At 66.7% G+C, this 16,630-nt stretch carries 15 protein-coding genes; 13 read left to right on the top strand and 2 right to left on the bottom strand.

What is annotated here, in order from left to right; translation table 11 throughout:
• Positions 1-55: 55 nt before the first annotated feature.
• The 5 genes from atpA to GH2_RS07880 all read left to right on the top strand — a co-directional run bounded on the left by atpA (position 56) and on the right by GH2_RS07880 (position 5,139).
• Entirely contained in the window at positions 56-1,690 is a 1,635-nt protein-coding gene (gene atpA, locus GH2_RS07900; protein WP_066165593.1) for a F0F1 ATP synthase subunit alpha, read from the top strand.
• A 1-nt stretch (position 1,691) separates the two neighbouring features.
• Positions 1,692-2,651 carry a F0F1 ATP synthase subunit gamma gene (locus GH2_RS07895; protein WP_066165590.1) on the top strand — a complete coding sequence of 320 codons (960 nt, stop codon included), beginning with the start codon at positions 1,692-1,694 and terminating at the stop codon, positions 2,649-2,651.
• 39 nt (positions 2,652-2,690) lie between these two features.
• Positions 2,691-4,139 carry a F0F1 ATP synthase subunit beta gene (gene atpD, locus GH2_RS07890; RefSeq protein ID WP_066165584.1) on the top strand — a complete coding sequence of 483 codons (1,449 nt, stop codon included), beginning with the start codon at positions 2,691-2,693 and terminating at the stop codon, positions 4,137-4,139.
• A gap of 9 nt (positions 4,140-4,148) precedes the next feature.
• Entirely contained in the window at positions 4,149-4,526 is a 378-nt protein-coding gene (locus GH2_RS07885) for a F0F1 ATP synthase subunit epsilon (protein WP_066165581.1), read from the top strand.
• Positions 4,527-4,698: 172 nt separating this feature from the next.
• Entirely contained in the window at positions 4,699-5,139 is a 441-nt protein-coding gene (locus GH2_RS07880; RefSeq protein ID WP_066165577.1) for a DUF2550 domain-containing protein, read from the top strand.
• Positions 5,140-5,341: 202 nt separating this feature from the next.
• Here the strand turns inward: GH2_RS07880 and GH2_RS07875 are convergent, their stop codons facing one another.
• Positions 5,342-5,947 carry a cob(I)yrinic acid a,c-diamide adenosyltransferase gene (locus GH2_RS07875; RefSeq protein ID WP_066165574.1) on the bottom strand — a complete coding sequence of 202 codons (606 nt, stop codon included), beginning with the start codon at positions 5,945-5,947 and terminating at the stop codon, positions 5,342-5,344.
• Positions 5,948-5,985: 38 nt separating this feature from the next.
• Here GH2_RS07875 and murA point away from each other — a divergent pair, with 38 nt between their 5' ends.
• From murA to GH2_RS07835, 8 genes are all read left to right on the top strand, one after another.
• Positions 5,986-7,257 carry a UDP-N-acetylglucosamine 1-carboxyvinyltransferase gene (gene murA, locus GH2_RS07870; protein WP_066166474.1) on the top strand — a complete coding sequence of 424 codons (1,272 nt, stop codon included), beginning with the start codon at positions 5,986-5,988 and terminating at the stop codon, positions 7,255-7,257.
• 69 nt (positions 7,258-7,326) lie between these two features.
• Positions 7,327-7,971: a TMEM175 family protein gene (locus GH2_RS07865; protein WP_066165570.1), complete on the top strand. Its 645-nt coding sequence runs from the start codon at positions 7,327-7,329 to the stop codon at positions 7,969-7,971.
• Positions 7,972-8,171: 200 nt separating this feature from the next.
• Positions 8,172-9,443 carry an NDMA-dependent methanol dehydrogenase gene (mdo, locus tag GH2_RS07860; protein WP_066165567.1) on the top strand — a complete coding sequence of 424 codons (1,272 nt, stop codon included), beginning with the start codon at positions 8,172-8,174 and terminating at the stop codon, positions 9,441-9,443.
• Positions 9,444-9,448: 5 nt separating this feature from the next.
• A complete protein-coding gene (locus GH2_RS07855) occupies positions 9,449-10,501 on the top strand; it encodes a MadB family AAA-type ATPase (RefSeq protein WP_066165564.1) in 1,053 nt (350 codons plus the stop codon).
• Entirely contained in the window at positions 10,498-12,057 is a 1,560-nt protein-coding gene (gene madC, locus GH2_RS07850) for a MadC family VWA domain-containing protein (protein ID WP_066165559.1), read from the top strand. The genes GH2_RS07855 and madC overlap by 4 nt, the downstream gene beginning before the upstream one ends.
• Positions 12,058-12,097: 40 nt before the next feature.
• The gene (locus GH2_RS07845) at positions 12,098-13,276 is read left to right on the top strand and encodes an iron-containing alcohol dehydrogenase (protein ID WP_372434449.1); all 1,179 of its coding nucleotides are present in this window, start codon (positions 12,098-12,100) and stop codon (positions 13,274-13,276) included.
• A gap of 2 nt (positions 13,277-13,278) precedes the next feature.
• Positions 13,279-14,619 (top strand): MadS family sensor histidine kinase, encoded by a 1,341-nt coding sequence (locus GH2_RS07840; protein ID WP_066165556.1) that lies wholly within the window; start codon positions 13,279-13,281, stop codon positions 14,617-14,619.
• The gene (locus GH2_RS07835; protein ID WP_066165553.1) at positions 14,619-15,293 is read left to right on the top strand and encodes a MadR family response regulator transcription factor; all 675 of its coding nucleotides are present in this window, start codon (positions 14,619-14,621) and stop codon (positions 15,291-15,293) included. The genes GH2_RS07840 and GH2_RS07835 overlap by 1 nt, the downstream gene beginning before the upstream one ends.
• Positions 15,294-15,332: 39 nt before the next feature.
• On the opposite strand, the gene mftM is transcribed toward GH2_RS07835, so the two are convergent.
• Positions 15,333-16,154: a mycofactocin oligosaccharide methyltransferase MftM gene (gene mftM / locus GH2_RS07830; protein WP_066165550.1), complete on the bottom strand. Its 822-nt coding sequence runs from the start codon at positions 16,152-16,154 to the stop codon at positions 15,333-15,335.
• Positions 16,155-16,630 lie beyond the last annotated feature (476 nt).

The following is a 16,630-nucleotide window of genomic DNA, read 5'->3' as shown; positions in this document are numbered from 1 at the left end:
CGGCCGGAGTGATTCCCACAGACCGAAGAACCAGAAAGCCAGGAAGAGCAGGAACATGGCGGAGTTGACCATCTCCTCCGATGAAATTCGGAGCGCGATCGCAAGTTACACCCAAGACGTGGGCAGCCAGGCCGCGCGCGAAGAGATCGGCACCGTCACCGACACCGGTGACGGCATCGCGCACGTCGCCGGCCTGCCCGGTGCAATGGCCAACGAGCTGCTGGAATTCCCCGGCGGCATCCGCGGTGTTGCGCTGAACCTCGACCTGGACGAGGTCGGTGCCGTCGTCCTCGGCGACTCGGAGAACATCGAAGAGGGCCAGGAAGTCAAGCGCACCGGCAACGTGTTGTCGGTCCCGGTCGGCGACAAGTTCCTCGGCCGCGTCATCGATCCGTTGGGCGCCCCGATCGACGGTCTCGGCGCCATCGAGGCCGAGGGCGACCGCGTCCTCGAGCTCCAGGCAGCCTCCGTTCTCGAGCGTCAGCCCGTCGAGGAGTCGCTGGCCACCGGCATCAAGGCCGTCGACGCCATGACCGCCATCGGTCGCGGACAGCGCCAGCTCATCATCGGCGACCGCAAGACCGGCAAGACCGCGCTCTGCATCGACGCCATCCTGAACCAGAAGGCCAACTGGGCCACCGGCGACCCGGAGAAGCAGGTCCGCTGCATCTACGTAGCCGTCGGCCAGAAGGGCTCGACCATCGCCGGCGTCAAGTCGGCTCTGGAAGAGGCCGGCGCGATGGAGTACACCACCATCGTCGCCGCTCCGGCTTCCGACTCGGCCGGCTTCAAGTGGCTCGCTCCGTACACCGGCTCGGCACTCGGCCAGCACTGGATGTACCAGGGCAAGCACGTCCTCATCGTGTTCGACGATCTGTCGAAGCAGGCTGAGGCCTACCGCGCCATCTCGCTGCTGCTGCGTCGCCCGCCGGGCCGCGAAGCCTACCCCGGTGACGTCTTCTACCTCCACTCGCGTCTGCTGGAGCGTTCGGCGAAGCTGTCCGATGAGCTCGGCGGCGGTTCGATGACCGCATTGCCGATCATCGAGACCAAGGCCAACGACGTCTCGGCGTTCATTCCGACCAACGTCATCTCGATCACCGACGGCCAGGTGTTCCTGGAATCGGACCTGTTCAACAAGGGCGTCCGCCCCGCGATCAACGTCGGCATCTCGGTGTCGCGTGTCGGTGGCGCTGCGCAGACCAAGGGTCTCAAGGACGTCTCGGGTTCGCTGCGTCTGGAACTGGCTCAGTTCCGCGAGCTGGAGGCCTTCTCGGCCTTCGCCTCGGACCTCGACGCCGCGTCGAAGGCTCAGCTCGAGCGCGGCGCCCGGTGGGTGGAGCTGCTCAAGCAGGACCAGTACAGCCCGGTCGCCGTCGAAGACCAGATCGTGTCGCTGCACCTCTGCGGTGAGGGCTTCTTCGACTCGGTGCCCGTCGACGACATCCGTCGATTCGAGGCCGAGCTGCTCGGAGACCTGCACCACACCGCCAAGGGCGTCTACGAGAACATCGCGGGCGGCAAGAAGCTGACGGCGGACGACAAGGGCGCACTCGCGACCGCGACCAACAACTTCAAGGCCGGCTTCATCGCCTCCGACGGCAGCCGTGTCGTCGAGGTCGACGCCGACCCGTTGGCAGCTGACGACGTCGAGCCGGAGACCCTCCGAGTGACGAAGAAGCAGAAGTAGCATGGCAACCATTCGGGAGCTGCGCTCACGGATCAAGTCGATTCAGTCGACGAAGAAGATCACGAAGGCGCAAGAGCTGATCGCGACCTCGCGGATCACTAAGGCACAGGGACGTGTGGCCGCGGCCCGCCCCTACGCCAAGGAGATCACCCGGGTCGTCACGACGTTGGCGGGAGCCTCGACGTCGCTCGACAGCCCCCTGCTGGTCGAGCGCGAGAACCGTCGTCGCGCCGCGGTCCTGGTCGTCACGAGCGACAGCGGCCAGTGCGGTGGCTACAACTCGAACGTCCTCAAGGAGACCGAGGAACTGCTTTCGCTGCTGCGCAGCGAGGGCAAGGAGCCGGTGGTGTACGTGATGGGCCGCAAGGGCTTCGGTTACTACACCTTCCGCGAGCGTCCGGTCGCAGCGAGCTGGTCGGGCTTCTCACAGCAGCCGACCTTCTCCGACAGCGCGGAGGCCGTCCACCACCTGGTGGAGTCGTTCCTCGCCGGTTCGGGCGAGCGCGTGGCCCTTCCCGGCGATGAGGCAGGCGAGATCGAAGGGGTCGACGAACTTCACGTCGTCTACACCCGCTTCGTGTCGATGCTGACGCAGAAGCCGGTGGTCCGCCGCATGGCGCCGATCGACATCGAGTTCGAGGTCGAGCAGCTGAACATGGGGGACAACATCCTCGAGGATTCGACGTCGGCGGAAGTCGCTGCCGAGGTCGAGTTCGAGCCGGAGGCCAAGGAGCTGCTCGACGCCCTGCTGCCCAAGTACGTCGCCTCGCGCATCTTCGCTGCGCTGTTGGAGTCGTCGGCATCGGAGCATGCGGCACGTCGTACCGCCATGAAGGCGGCCACCGACAACGCCACCGAGCTCGAACGCACGCTGTCTCGACAGGCCAACGCGGCCCGTCAGGCGCAGATCACCCAGGAAATCAGCGAGATCGTCGGCGGCGTCGAGGCGCTGGCGAACTGATCGCGACTCAAGAACACCTGAAGGAAAGTGAAGTAACCAATGACTGCAGCAGTCACTGATACGACAGCGGGTGCCTCCTCGGCGACCGCCGGTCGTGTCGCCCGGGTGATCGGCCCCGTCGTCGATGTCGAGTTCCCCCGCGGCGCCATCCCCGCCCTGTTCAACGCACTCCACGCGGAGGTCACCCTTCCGTCGGTCGCCAAGACGCTGACCCTCGAGGTCGCGCAGCACCTCGGCGACAACGTGGTCCGCACCGTCTCGATGCAGCCGACCGACGGCCTGGTCCGCGGCGCGGCGGTCGTCGACTCCGGCAAGCCGATCTCGGTGCCGGTCGGCGACGTCGTCAAGGGCCACGTCTTCAACGCACTCGGCGACTGCCTGGACGCACCGGGCACCGGTCGCGACGGCGAGCAGTGGGGCATCCACCGCAAGCCGCCGGCCTTCGACCAGCTCGAGGGCAAGACCGAGATCCTCGAGACCGGCATCAAGGTCATCGACCTGCTGACCCCGTACGTCAAGGGCGGCAAGATCGGTCTGTTCGGTGGTGCCGGTGTCGGCAAGACCGTTCTGATCCAGGAGATGATCACGCGTATCGCTCGCGAGTTCTCGGGCACCTCGGTGTTCGCGGGCGTCGGTGAGCGTACCCGTGAGGGAACCGACCTCCACCTCGAGATGGAGGAGATGGGCGTTCTCCAGGACACCGCCCTGGTGTTCGGTCAGATGGACGAGCCGCCGGGCACGCGTATGCGCGTCGCTCTCTCGGCCCTCACCATGGCCGAGTACTTCCGCGACGTTCAGCACCAGGACGTGCTGCTCTTCATCGACAACATCTTCCGCTTCACGCAGGCGGGCTCCGAGGTCTCGACCCTGCTCGGTCGTATGCCTTCGGCCGTCGGTTACCAGCCGACGCTGGCCGACGAGATGGGTGAGCTCCAGGAGCGCATCACGTCGACCAAGGGCCGCTCGATCACCTCGCTGCAGGCGATCTACGTCCCCGCCGACGACTACACCGACCCGGCGCCTGCGACCACGTTCGCCCACCTCGATGCGACCACCGAGCTCTCGCGTCCGATCTCGCAGCTGGGTATCTACCCGGCCGTGGATCCGCTGACCTCGACCTCGCGCATCCTGGAGGCATCGATCGTGGGCGACGAGCACTTCCGCGTCGCCAACGAGGTCAAGCGCATCCTGCAGAAGTACAAGGAGCTGCAGGACATCATCGCGATCCTCGGTATGGACGAGCTCTCCGAAGAGGACAAGGTCACGGTCAACCGGGCCCGTCGTCTGCAGAAGTTCCTCGGCCAGAACTTCCTCGTCGCCGAGAAGTTCACCGGCCAGGTCGGTTCGGTGGTTCCGCTGGCGGACACCATCGACGCCTTCGACCGCGTCTGCAAGGGCGAGTTCGATCACCTGCCCGAGCAGGCATTCAACAGCTGCGGTGGACTCGACGACGTCGAGGCTGCAGCCAAGAAGATCGCCGGAAAGTAGTCGCTGCGCATGGCTGACAAGACTTTCCGACTCGAGGTCGTCTCGCCCGACGCGGAGCTGTACTCCGGAGACGCGACCTTCCTCGTCGCCCAGACGACGGTGGGTGAACTCGGCATCCTCGCGAGCCACGCTCCGATGCTTGCCGAGCTCGCTCCCGGCGGCTGCGTGAAGATGACGGAGGCGTCCGGCAAGCAGACGGCGTTCGCGGTGCAGGGTGGATTCCTGTCCGTTACCGGTGAGTCGATCACGGTGCTCGCAGAATCCGCACAGTTCGTCTCGGAGATCGATGTCGCCGCTGAGCGCGAGATCCTCTCCTCGGCCGAACCCGGCAGCGCGGCATACCTGCAAGCGAAGTCCCGCGTCCGCGCCGTCGAAGCGGTGAGCTGACGCAGGCACTGCGAGTGATCGGCGCAGAGATCTGATGAAGACGACGAGAGCCGTCCTGCTGAGCAGGGCGGCTCTCGTCGTCGTCGGCTTCGTCACTTTCGAGTGACCGTGTCCGGGGCCGGTTCGGTTCGGTGGTGTATACCTGCTTGTGAGGAGGTTGATCGGATTGGCGATGTGGGTGTGGTTGATCGTCGCGGTCGTGATCGCCGGGCTGTTGATCTCTGCCGGCGTCATGTACCGACTCGTCGAGGTGCGCCGGGCGGGCACACCGGTTCTGCTGCGGTCACTTCCCGCGGAGGCCGACCACGGTTGGCGCCACGGTTCGGTCCACTACGGCGAGGAAGCACTGGCCTACTACCGGTTGAGCTCGCTCCGTCCCGGTCCCACCGTCAGCATGTCGCGGCGTCGCATCGAGATCGTCGGCCGCCGCTCTCCGGTCGGCACGGAACTGGAGATCATGGATCCGCGCGACTCGATCGTCGAGCTGGCCATCGGCCGGACAGACAAGGCGGCCCGGTACGAGCTCGGGATGAGCCCGGAGGTCCACACCGCGTTCCTGTCGTGGATCGAGTCCCGGCAGCCGCGTCGAGCGCGCAGGCGGCCCGCAGCCTAGATCATTGATTCCCGGTGATGGTCTTCCCCACGTTGGTCGAGTGCTGCCTGCGAGCGGAGCGAGCACGCAGTTCATCGAGACCTCGGCCAGGCCTCGTCCGACCGATCCCAGCTGAGAACTGCGCGCTCAGGCGCTTCCGACGGAAGATTGCCGCCGGAGGGTGCTGAGCGAGCAGTTCTTAGCACCACGTGACGGTCGGAAGTCAGCAGTTCTTGTCGGGGCGCGTGCGGTCGCCGCCCGGCACCCACTTCACGTCGCCGACGCCCGCGCGGACATTCGCGACTCGCGACAGGATGAACAATAGGTCCGAGAGCCGGTTGAGATATTTGGCGGGCAGGACCTCGGTGTTGTCCGGGTTCTCGGCGATCGCGGCCCACGCACTGCGCTCGGCTCGTCGGACGACGGTGCGAGCCTGGTGGAGCAGTGCGGACAGCGCGGTGCCGCCCGGCAGGATGAACGAGTCCAGCGGAGTGAGCTCCTCGCCGAACGCGTCGCACCACCCCTCGAGCGCGTCGATGTAGTCGGACTGAATCCGCAGCGGGGGGTATTTCGGGTCCTCGACGACCGGCGTCGACAGGTCGGCGCCGGCGTCAAAGAGATCGTTCTGCACGGTGGTCAGGACGACAGCGATGTCGGCCGGAACGTCGCCGCCGAGCGTCAGCGCCAGTCCAATGGCCGCGTTAGCCTCGTCGCAGTCGGCGTAGGCGACGACCCGAGAGTCGGTCTTGGGGACGCGGGAGAAGTCGGAGAGACCCGTGCTGCCGTCGTCGCCGGTGCGGGTGTAGACGCGAGTGATATGGACTGCCATATCTGCCTAACGTACTCGACACGGATAAGGTGATGGGCGTGAGTGATCGCTACTTGGTTACGGGTGGGGCGCGACTGGTCGGCGAGGTCTTCGTCGATGGCGCCAAGAACAGCGTTCTGAAATTGATGGCCGCCGCACTGCTCGCCGAAGGGCGGACCGTGTTGACCAATGCGCCGCAGATCGCCGACGTTCCGCTGATGGCCGACGTCCTCCGCGGGTTGGGCGCGACGGTCGAGATCGACGGCGACGTCGTGACGATCGATGTTCCGAACGAACCCGAGTACCACGCCGACTTCGACGCGGTGAAGCAGTTCCGCGCCTCGGTGTGCGTGCTCGGCCCGCTCATGGCTCGACGACATCGCGCTGTGGTCGCGCTGCCGGGCGGCGACGCCATCGGTTCTCGCCCCCTCGACATGCATCAGGCGGGTCTGCGCGCACTGGGTGCGCAGAGCGCCATCGAACACGGGTGTGTGGTCGCCGAGGCCGAGAAGCTGACCGGCGCGGCCGTGGCGCTGGAGTTCCCGTCGGTCGGGGCCACGGAGAACATCCTGATGGCTGCAGTCCTCGCCGACGGCGTCACGACTATCGACAACGCGGCGCGCGAACCGGAGATCATCGACCTCTGCGAGATGCTGATCGAGATGGGAGCTCGCATCGACGGGGTCGGTTCGCCGACCCTGACCATCGACGGGGTCTCCACACTCGTTCCGACCCGGCATCACGTGGTCGGCGATCGGATCGTCGCGGGTACCTGGGGCGTCGCGGCGGCGATGACCCGCGGCGACATCCGCGTCCGCGGCGTCGACCCCGACCACCTGCGACTGGTGCTGAAGAAGCTCGAAGACGCAGGTGCGACCGTCGAGCGCTTCGGCGACGGATTCCGCGTGGTGCAGCAGGATCGTCCGGTCGCGGTCAACACCGCGACGCTGCCGTACCCCGGTTATCCGACGGACATGCAGCCGATGGCGATCGGCCTAGCGACCATCTCGGAAGGCATGTCGATGATCACCGAGAACGTCTTCGAGGCGCGGTTCCGGTTCGTCGAAGAGATGGTCCGGCTCGGCGCCGACGCCCGGACCGACGGACATCACGCGGTGATCCGTGGAGTCGAGACGCTCTCGAGTGCTCCGGTCTGGTCGTCGGACATCCGCGCGGGCGTCGGACTGGTGCTCGCGGGTCTGGTGGCCGACGGCGTCACCGAGGTCCACGACGTGGAACACATCGACCGCGGCTACCCGAACTTCGAACAGCAGCTGACGGCGCTCGGCGGGCACATCGAACGAGTCGGCGACACCTCCGAGTCCGCATAGTCGTCGAACCCGGGTACAGATTCTCGAGACCCCACTGCAGTCGGACAATTGCGATATTAAACTCGCGTCATGGTCTCCGACGACCGCGAGCGGACCGACTTCTCTCCGACCGACTCCCCGGAGTTCGGTCGAGGCGTGTCGTACTTCGACGCCGTCTACGGCTTCGCGGCGACTCTGCTGATCGCCAATGTCGATTCGGTGCCGCCCGAGGCGTGGCGCGATCTGCACGCGTTGCTGAGTTCGGACGTCCTCGGGCAGTTGGTCGGCTTCTTCCTCAGCTTCGCCGTCATCGCGCTGTTCTGGCGCGTCAGCGTGCGCTGTCTGCGGGCGATGACCGGGCTCGACGGTCCGACCACCGCGATCAGCCTGGTGGCGACGGCCCTCATCGTGTTGATTCCGTTCACCACGCAGGGGATCAGCGATCCGGCGAGTGCTGATCTGCCGCTGCCCACCGCGGTCTATGCCGTCAACGTCGCGCTGGCCGCGCTCGCGCATTCGGCGGTGTTCGTCGTCGCCGCCACACGGGGGCTGTTGCGCCAACCGCTCGACGCCGCCCGGCTGCGCGCGGCGATGCTCGACTACGCGCTGACGCCTGCGATCTTCCTGCTGTCGATCCCGTTGGCGTTCTGGGTGGATCCCGCCGTGGCGCAGTTGAGTTGGCTCTCGCTGGCCGTGCTGTTGCCTCTGTCCGGTCGTCGTGCCGAGCGAGGCTGAACACGCCCTCGGTTCACGCCCTTCGGTGCAGAACCGGCGGGTACCTGTCCGAACGGACAGGTACCCGGCCTGGACTGTCGGGCCCAACCATCCGGCGCAGGGTCAGGGAGTCTTGTCGCGGGGCTGTGACGGGGAACACGCTAGTTGAGACAGCCCAGCGACGCCGAGCGCGCCGCGCATCTCACGAAGGAGTTCGCCCCATGGCAATCGAGTTGAATCAGATCTGGGACTTCCCGATCAAGGAGTTCCACCCCTTCCCGAAGGCCAAGCTCGGCGTCGGCGCCCATGACATGCTCGGCGTCGAAGCCAAGGAACTCGGCATGACGCGCGTGCTGCTCATGACCACCGGTCTGCGCGGATCGGGGATCATCGAGGAGCTCGTCGGCAAGATCGAGTACCAGGGCGTCGACGTCGTCCTGTTCGACGAGGTGCAGTCGAACCCCAAGGACACGAACGCGATGGATGCCGCTGCGCGGTATCAGTCGGAGAAGTGCGACGGCATCATCTCGGTCGGCGGCGGTTCGAGCCACGACGCCGCCAAGGGCGCCCGCATGGTGATCTCGCACGACGGGCGCAACATCAACGAGTTCGAAGGCTTCTCGAAGGCGACGAACAAGGAGAACCCGAAGCACATCGCCGTCTCGACGACGGCGGGCACCGGCTCGGAGACCTCGTGGGCCTACGTCATCACCGATACCTCCGACATGGACAACCCGCACAAGTGGGTGGCCTTCGACGACTCCTGCCTCGTCGACCTCGCGATGGACGACCCGCTGCTGTACTACTCGTGCCCCCAGGAGTTCACCGCGTACTGTGGTTTCGACGTCCTGGCGCACGCCAGCGAGCCGTGGGTGTCGCGACTGGACTTCGCTCCGTCGCTCGGCAACGCCAAGTACTCGATCGAGCTGATCGCCAAGCACCTGCCGACCGCGGTCTACGATCCGCACAACCTCGAAGCCCGCACCGGCATGATGCACGCGCAGTACATCGCCGCGCAGGCGTTCAACTCCGGTGGCCTCGGCCAGATCCACTCGATGTCGCACGCCATCAGCGCGTACTTCGACCTGCATCACGGTCTCAACAACGCCATCGCACTGCCGCGCGTGTGGGAGTACAACCTGCCCGCACGGTACGAGCGGTTCGCTGAGATGGCTCCGCTGATGGGCGTCGACACCCGCAACATGACGACCGTGCAGGCCGCCGACGCCGCCGTCGACGCCGCGATCCGACTGTCGAAGGACCTCGGCATTCCGGACAACTTCGGCCAGGTGCGCCCGAACACCTACCAGAAGAACCGGATGGGCACCGGCAAGTACGAGAACCGCGGCGACAGCATCGACACCTCGGACAAGATGGTTCAGACCATCTCCGAGCACATGATGGCTGACTGGTGCACGCCGGCCAACCCCCGTGAGTGCACCGTCGAATCGCAGCTGCCGATGATCCGCCACGCCATGACCGGAAGTTACTGATAACCATGTCCGACGCACACGCAGGCTCCTCCATCCGCTCCGACGTCGTCGAGTTCGACACCGTCGACGACCTCACCGACGCGCTGGCGGGCGAGGGCTATCTGATTGCTCCCGACCTCGCGGTGGTGCTTCATCTGGCGACGCTGCTCGACAGGCCGCTGCTGCTGGAGGGGCCTGCGGGCGTCGGCAAGACTGAGCTCGCCAAGTCGTTGGCTGCGGCGTCCGGCCGCGAGCTGATCCGACTCCAGTGTTACGAGGGTCTCGACGACGCGCGTGCCCTGTACGAGTGGGACTACGCCCGGCAGCTGCTGCACGTGCAGATGCTGCGCGACCGCATCAGCGATGAACTGGCCTCGCACGAGACCCTGTCTGCGGCGTCGACGGCGCTCGCCCGCACCGATGTCGGCGTGTACACCGAGGACTTCCTGGTGCCGCGTCCGCTGCTCTCGGCGATCGTCTCGACGATGCCGACCGTCCTGCTGGTCGACGAGATCGATCGGACTGACGAGGCGATGGAGGCGGTCATGCTCGAGGTGCTGGCCGAACGCCAGGTGACGGTGCCTGAGCTCGGCACGTTCACCGCGCGGTCCTCACCGTGGGTGATTCTGACCTCCAACGACACGCGTGAGCTGTCGCCCGCGCTCAAGCGTCGGTGCCTGCACTTCCAGGTGGCGTATCCGACCGCCGAGCGCGAGCAGCAGATCGTCGCGGTCCGCGCCCCGGAGGTCGCCGCCGACGTGGTGGCCGACGTCGTCGACCTCGCCCGCAGGCTCCGCGAACTGCCGCTGCGGAAGAGTCCGTCGATCGCCGAGGTGATCGATGCGGCACGCGCGGCAGCCCTGCTGAAGCAGGGGGACGACGCCATCGACGTCTCGGCGGACGGCGCGTTGATGTCGCTGCTGGTCAAGTTCGGTACCGACCTCGAGCAGGTCCGGCGCAGCCTCGACGCGGATGGTTCCGCGAAGAGCCGGAGCACCGAGTCGGCTGCGACGGGGTCGTCGACGGTGGCGGCCTTCGGCGCCGCGCGGTCTCGGGTGGGAGTCGGAGCCCGGCGATGACGGTGGTCGGTGAGGCGGCGAGGACCGTCGGCGACGGGTCGGGCGTGCTGGACGGCTTGGCCGTCGCCTTCGGGCGGGCCCTGCGCGCGTTCGGCATCCCCGCCTCACCCGCAGAGGTGATCGAGATTCGGCGGGTGCTGGCGTTCGTCGGCGCCGCCGATCTCGATCGTCTGCGCTGTGCGCTGCGCTGCGTGAGCGTCAAGTACGCGCATGAACAAACGATGTTCGACCTCGCCTTCGATGTCTATTTCGGACTCGCCGAGCACGTCGACGAGGAGTCGGGTTCGGCTTCCGTCCGCACCGTCGTCAACGACCTGCCCGACGACGTCGACTGGGACGACGACTTCACCGGCGCGGGCCGGATGATCGGCGCCGATGAACACACCGCCGAGATCGGCGACCTGATGATCGACGACCCCGATGCGTCCGAGCGGGGAGGCGAGAGCTCACACCGCGAGGACGACGACTTCTCAGTGTCGTCGGGAGCCGAGGAACTGCAAGTCGCCACCGACACGTCGACGGTCAGCAGCGGAGCCACCTACACCATCGACGTCGATCATGCAGCCGCTGCCGAAGTGGGAGAACTGGTCGGCTCGGGGGCACGAGTGGAGAGCGGCTCGCTGTCCCTCGCCGACGCCGCAGGCCTGCTGCGCGCGTTGGGCGCCACCGATGGGAGGCAGGCCTACGAAGCCGAAGGCGTCGACGACACGGCGTCGCTCGACCACTCGCAGCGCCAAGCCCTGCAGGACGCGCTCACACGGTTCGTCGATGCGCTCGCCAATCGCTTGGAGACGGCCGCGGCGGTCGCGGATGTCGTCGACGGATCGGGGAGCAGCAGTCGAACCCACCGCGACCAGGCAGACGTCGACCGTGCCTGCCACCGCCTCGTGCAGCGGATGCGCGGCGCACCGCGCCGCGTGCCGCGACTGACCGACACCGGGCGGCTGGACCTGCGGGCGACGATGCGGGCAGCGGTCGCGACCGACGGCGTCCCGGTCAACCTGTGGCGGCGTCGCGCCGTGCCGGGGCCGGTCCGCATGCTCGTCATGGTGGACGTCTCGTTGTCGGTACGACCGGTCGCGGGCTTCATTCTGCGGTTGGCGCAGACCCTGCACCGGTTCGGTGATCGCTGCGAGGTGATCGCCTTCGTGGACCGACCGGTCCTGGTCACCCCCGCCCTGCGCGCAGCGTCCGCCGATGACGCCTTGGCCGCGGTGCTGTCGGCCGACGATCTGGATCTGGCGGCGACCAGTGACTACGGCCGCCTGTGGGCGGAGACGCTGGGCGGGTTCGGTGACCTCATCTCCCGGCGCACCAGCGTCCTGATCGTCGGCGACGCGCGCAGCAACGCCTTCGACCCCCGCGTGGACCTGTTCGCCGACGTCGCCCGTCGTGCCCATCGGGTCGCCTGGTTGACGCCGGAGCCGTCCCGATACTGGAGCCAAACAGGTTGTGCGCTGGACGATTACGCCGAACACTGCGACGGCGTGATCAGCGCCCGCGATGGTGCTGAGATCCTGTCGCGGTGCGACGAACTGGGGGCGGCGCTTCGGTGAGAGCGGTACCGTCGCAGGCAGTGAAGGAGGTGGTCGGTCAGTGAGCAGAATCGGTGGCCCGCGCCCTGCGCCGAACCGTGTCGCGAAATTCCACACGCCGGAGATCGTCGTCGGCCCCGGATCGTTCCCCGAGACGGGCGCCGTGGTGGCAGGCCTAGGCGTGCAGCGGCCGCTCGTGGTCTCCGACCGTCATCTCGAGACGACGCCGTGGTACGCACAACTGCTCGACGGCCTGCGTGCGCAAGGCCTGACCCCTGCGTCCTATCTCGACGTGACCCCGAATCCGCGGGCCGGAGAGGTCGCCGACGGTTTCACCGCCTACCGTGCGCACGGCGCGGACGGCCTCATCGCGCTCGGCGGCGGCTCGGTGATCGACACGGCGAAAGGCGTCGCGGTGCTGGCGTCCAACGGGGGTGTGATCCTCGAGTACGAGGGCATCGACCGGGTGCGTCGGCCGCTGCCTCCGGTCGTCGCAATCCCGACGACCGCCGGCTCCGGCGCCGACGTCTCACAGTTCTGCATCATCAACGATCCGGAGCGCCGGACCAAGGTCACGATCATCGGTCGCACCCTGGTCCCCAACGTCACCGTCATCGATCCCACCCTCCTGACGACCGCGCCGTCCGAGGTCACCGCGCAGGCAGGCATGGACACTCTCACCCACTGCGTCGAGGCCTACGTCTCCCTCGCGCACGGCCGGTTGACGGACTCGCTCGTTCTCGAATCGCTCACCGGTGTGTGGGGCAATCTCGAGCGGCTGGTCGACGACCCCGCCGATCGGCTCGCGGGGGAAGAGATGGCGATGGCCTCGCTGCGAGCGGGGATGGCGTTCACCAACGCGATTCTCGGCGCTGCGCACGCGATGAGTCATCCCGTCGGCGGTCATTGCGATGCGCCCCACGGCACCATCAATTCGGTGCTGCTGCCGCACGTCATCCGATACAACGCGTTCGTCTGCGCCGACGACTTCGTCAATCTGGCCGACGCCGTCGGCCTGGACACGTCGGGTGATCCGCAGGTGGTCGCCGATCGCCTCGCCGACGCCATCGCAGGACTCGCCACTCGGGTCGGCATGCCCGACACCCTGACACCGCTCGGCGTTCGCGCCGAGGATCTGAGCCTGTTGACCCGGCACGCGCTCGCGGATTCGTGCATGGTCACCAATCCGCGTCGTCCCGAGGAATCCGGGATCCTCGATCTCTATCGACAGGCGCTGTAGCCGTGGGCGCGCCGAAGCCGGACCTCGCCAGCCTCGTCGGGCTGCGGACCGTCAAACGCGGTCACTATGCGGAGTTCCGGGGTACGGCAGCCCGACTGAGTCGAGTGATGACCGCCCTCGAAGGCATCTCGAAAGCCTTGGTGCAGACCGCATCCGGTCCCGAAGCGCTCGTGGTGGCCGTGGTGGAGACCGTCCGCGATCACCTCGACGCCGACTGGGTGCTCTTCGCGTTGGCCGATGGTCAGCTGGGACAGACCGGACCGCGCCACCTCATCGCGTCCGGCGACGGTCGCATCATGGCGTTCGAGGGTGCGCAGGCGGCTGATCAACCGACGGACCTGCCCGATCAAGTGCTCAATCGACTCAACGACGTCCTTCGCGGGGATGACGAGCGGCTCCGTGGACCGCTGGTGCACGACCATCACATCCATGTCCCGGTGGAGCTCGACGGTCGGATCGTCGGCGGGTTGTCGGCGTGGACGGCGGACAACCGTGACATCGATCCCGCCGACCTCATGGTTCTGCGGATTCTCGCAGGCCAGGCCACCGTCGCCATGGTGAACGCGACTCTGTTCGCCGAGGCCAATCGGCGGGCGGCCGAGTTGGCCGAACGCAACGACGAACTGGTTCGTACCCAGCGCGAACTGTCTGCGGTGCAACGCACCGCGCTGCTCAACACCGAGCGGTCGAGGATCGCGCGGGAACTGCACGACTCGGTGGGGCAGTCGGTGTTCTCCGCCGGTCTCCAGATGGAGTTGTGCCGCGGTGACGTGAGCGGGTCGGGTGCCGAACATCTGGACAAGGCCGTGCGGTTGACGCGGGATGCGATGGGGCAGTTGCGGAACGCCATCGACACGCTGTCGGACGCACGCACGCCGTCCACCAGCATCGCTGAAACCCTCGACGAACTCTGCGCTCTCCACATGCCTGCGGAGACCACCGCCTCGGTCTCCGTACGGGGACGGCCCCGCGAATTGCCGAGTGACGTCCAGCACGCGGTGCTCCGGATCGCGGGAGAGTCGCTGTTCAATGCCGCAGTTCACTCGGGGGCGTCAGCGGTGGTCGTCACCTTCAGTTACGGCAGGCAGGTGGTGACGCTGTGCGTCGACGATGACGGCGACGGTGATCCGAATCGGCTCCGAGCGACACTGCGGGCCGCGCAAGCCGGGGATCCCGCCGCCAGTCGTCACCGCGGGTTGGCGAACATGTCGTCGCGGGCACAGGAGTTGGGTGGCAGTCTGCGTATCCGCCGGTCACGACTGGGAGGGGTGCGGATCGCCGTGGACCTGCCGTATGCCGAGGCCGAGGGTGCGCTCGGGACCGCTGTAGAGAAGGAGACGTGATGGACCGTCGTGCACCGGCGCCGCAGCCGGCTGGAATCAGGCCGATCCGCACCGTCCTGGTCGACGATCACGCACTTCTGCGGGAGGGCCTGCGCTCCCTGCTCGATCGTGACGACGAGGTCGTCGTCGTGGGCGAGGCGGGATCGTACGACGTCGCACTCGCCGAGGTGGCGCACTGCACGCCCGACGTCGTCGTCGTGGACCTCAAGCTCACGGCAGGCACCGAGTACGAGGGGCTACGCCTCATCCGCGAGATCAACAGTCGGTATCCGTCGGTCGCCTCGCTGGTGCTCACGACGTTCCTCGACGACGACCTGGTGGTCCGTGCTGTTCGGGCCGGTGCCCGGGGCTATGTCGTCAAGGACGTCGACACCACCGAACTGGTTCGCGCCATCCGGACGGTCTCGACGGGGGGTAGCGCCTTCGATCCGCGGAGCGCGGCCATCGTCCTCAGGACAGTCTCGGGCGAGCACGATCCTGCGGCCGACCTGACCGACCGTGAGAGGCAGGTGTTGAAACTGATGGCCGACGGCAAGTCGAATGCGCAGATCGGTCAGACGCTGTTCATCTCCGAGTCGACAGTGAAGTTTCACATCCGCAATGTGATTCGGAAACTCGACGTCACCAAGCGGACCGACGCAGTGTATGTGGCCAGTAAGCGGGGATTGATCTAAGGCTGGACCGCGTCCTCGACGACGCCGACCGAGGTGCGGCTACAAGTCGATGACGAGCCAGCCGCCATGATCGGAGAAGATCTCTTTCCGCCGGCCCGGAGCAACTTTCGCCCACCGCTTGACGTCCTTCGCCGAGATGGTCGTGAGGTGTCCGAAATGCGGGCTGGCCTCCAACTCGTAGGGCACCGCGATCACGACTCGTCGCCGAGCGACCCGACACGACTCCGCGATCGCACCGTCCACGTCGTGCGGATCCAGGTGCTCCAGCAGATGGAGAACCGTCACAGTGTCGAAACTCTGATCGGCAAACGGGAGGGCCCGGACGTCTCCGCGTTGAGTCGTGACCGGAAGGTTGAGATGTTCCGACGCGTCGTCGAGAAGGTCGAGCGCGCCGCCGCAGATGTCGGTCGCCGTCACCGTTCGACCATCGGCCGCGCACTGGAGCGCGAAGAATCCGAAGCAGCAACCGACCTCCAGGACCGAATCCCCGGCCAGGAGCGAACGTGCACGACGATGCACCGGGCTGAACTCGGCGGTGCCACCCTGCAGTTCCGCCACGGAGTTCGCGTAGAAGGCGCGCCACGCCGTGTGCACGTCCGGGTGGACGCTGGTGATCAAGGAGACTGCCGCATCCTCGAACTCCGTCTGGCCGGCGATCACATCGTCCTGCACCAACTGACGGAGTTCGTTCACCACCACGGAGTCGCAGATGTCGGCGGGGGAGTAGGGATGGACCAGGTGAACTCCGCTGTCGTCGCGGCGCCACCACAGTCGGCCCGACTGTCGGTACCCGAGGAGCGACTCGGTGAACCCGTGTCGAGAGGTCACCGTGATGGGAGGTCCTGCCAACGTAGTGCTCATCCCTCGACGGTATGGGTGCGCCAGGCCCCCGGTAACTGGCCGAACAGGCCTTTCGACTGCCCGAACGGACAGGTGAGCAAGGGCGTCAGGACGTCGGCCACCTCGTCGATTCGGGCACCGCGACCAGGCGATTTGACCTTCTCGATGCTCGTGCGTAACTTATTCCAGGTCAGCGGGTCGCCGCTGAAGCGCGAAATTCACTTGATCGTCGGCGGGTTGCACTCGCTGCGGTGGTGTGGGTAGAGTAGCGGTCCTGCGCCTGGCAGAGTTCAGATCTTCTTCGGATGGTTGGATTCGGGTGTTTTGCAGGGATGATTCCGGTCTGCTAGGCTGGAAAGGTCGCCTCGGAGACGGGGGGATCGACAAAAGTAATTGCAGATGTCTGCTGGAGTTCGGCCGGGTTGTTGTCTGGTTGGTGCTGGTGGGTGTGTGTTCTTTGAGAACTCGATAGTGTGTTTTGGATTTCTTGTGCCACA

The organism is Gordonia hydrophobica NBRC 16057, assembly GCF_001592365.1.
Taxonomy (GTDB): Bacteria; Actinomycetota; Actinomycetes; order Mycobacteriales; family Mycobacteriaceae; genus Gordonia; species Gordonia hydrophobica.
The sequence above is the reverse complement of the archived record's forward strand: the minus strand, read 5'-3'. Positions and strand labels throughout refer to the sequence as shown.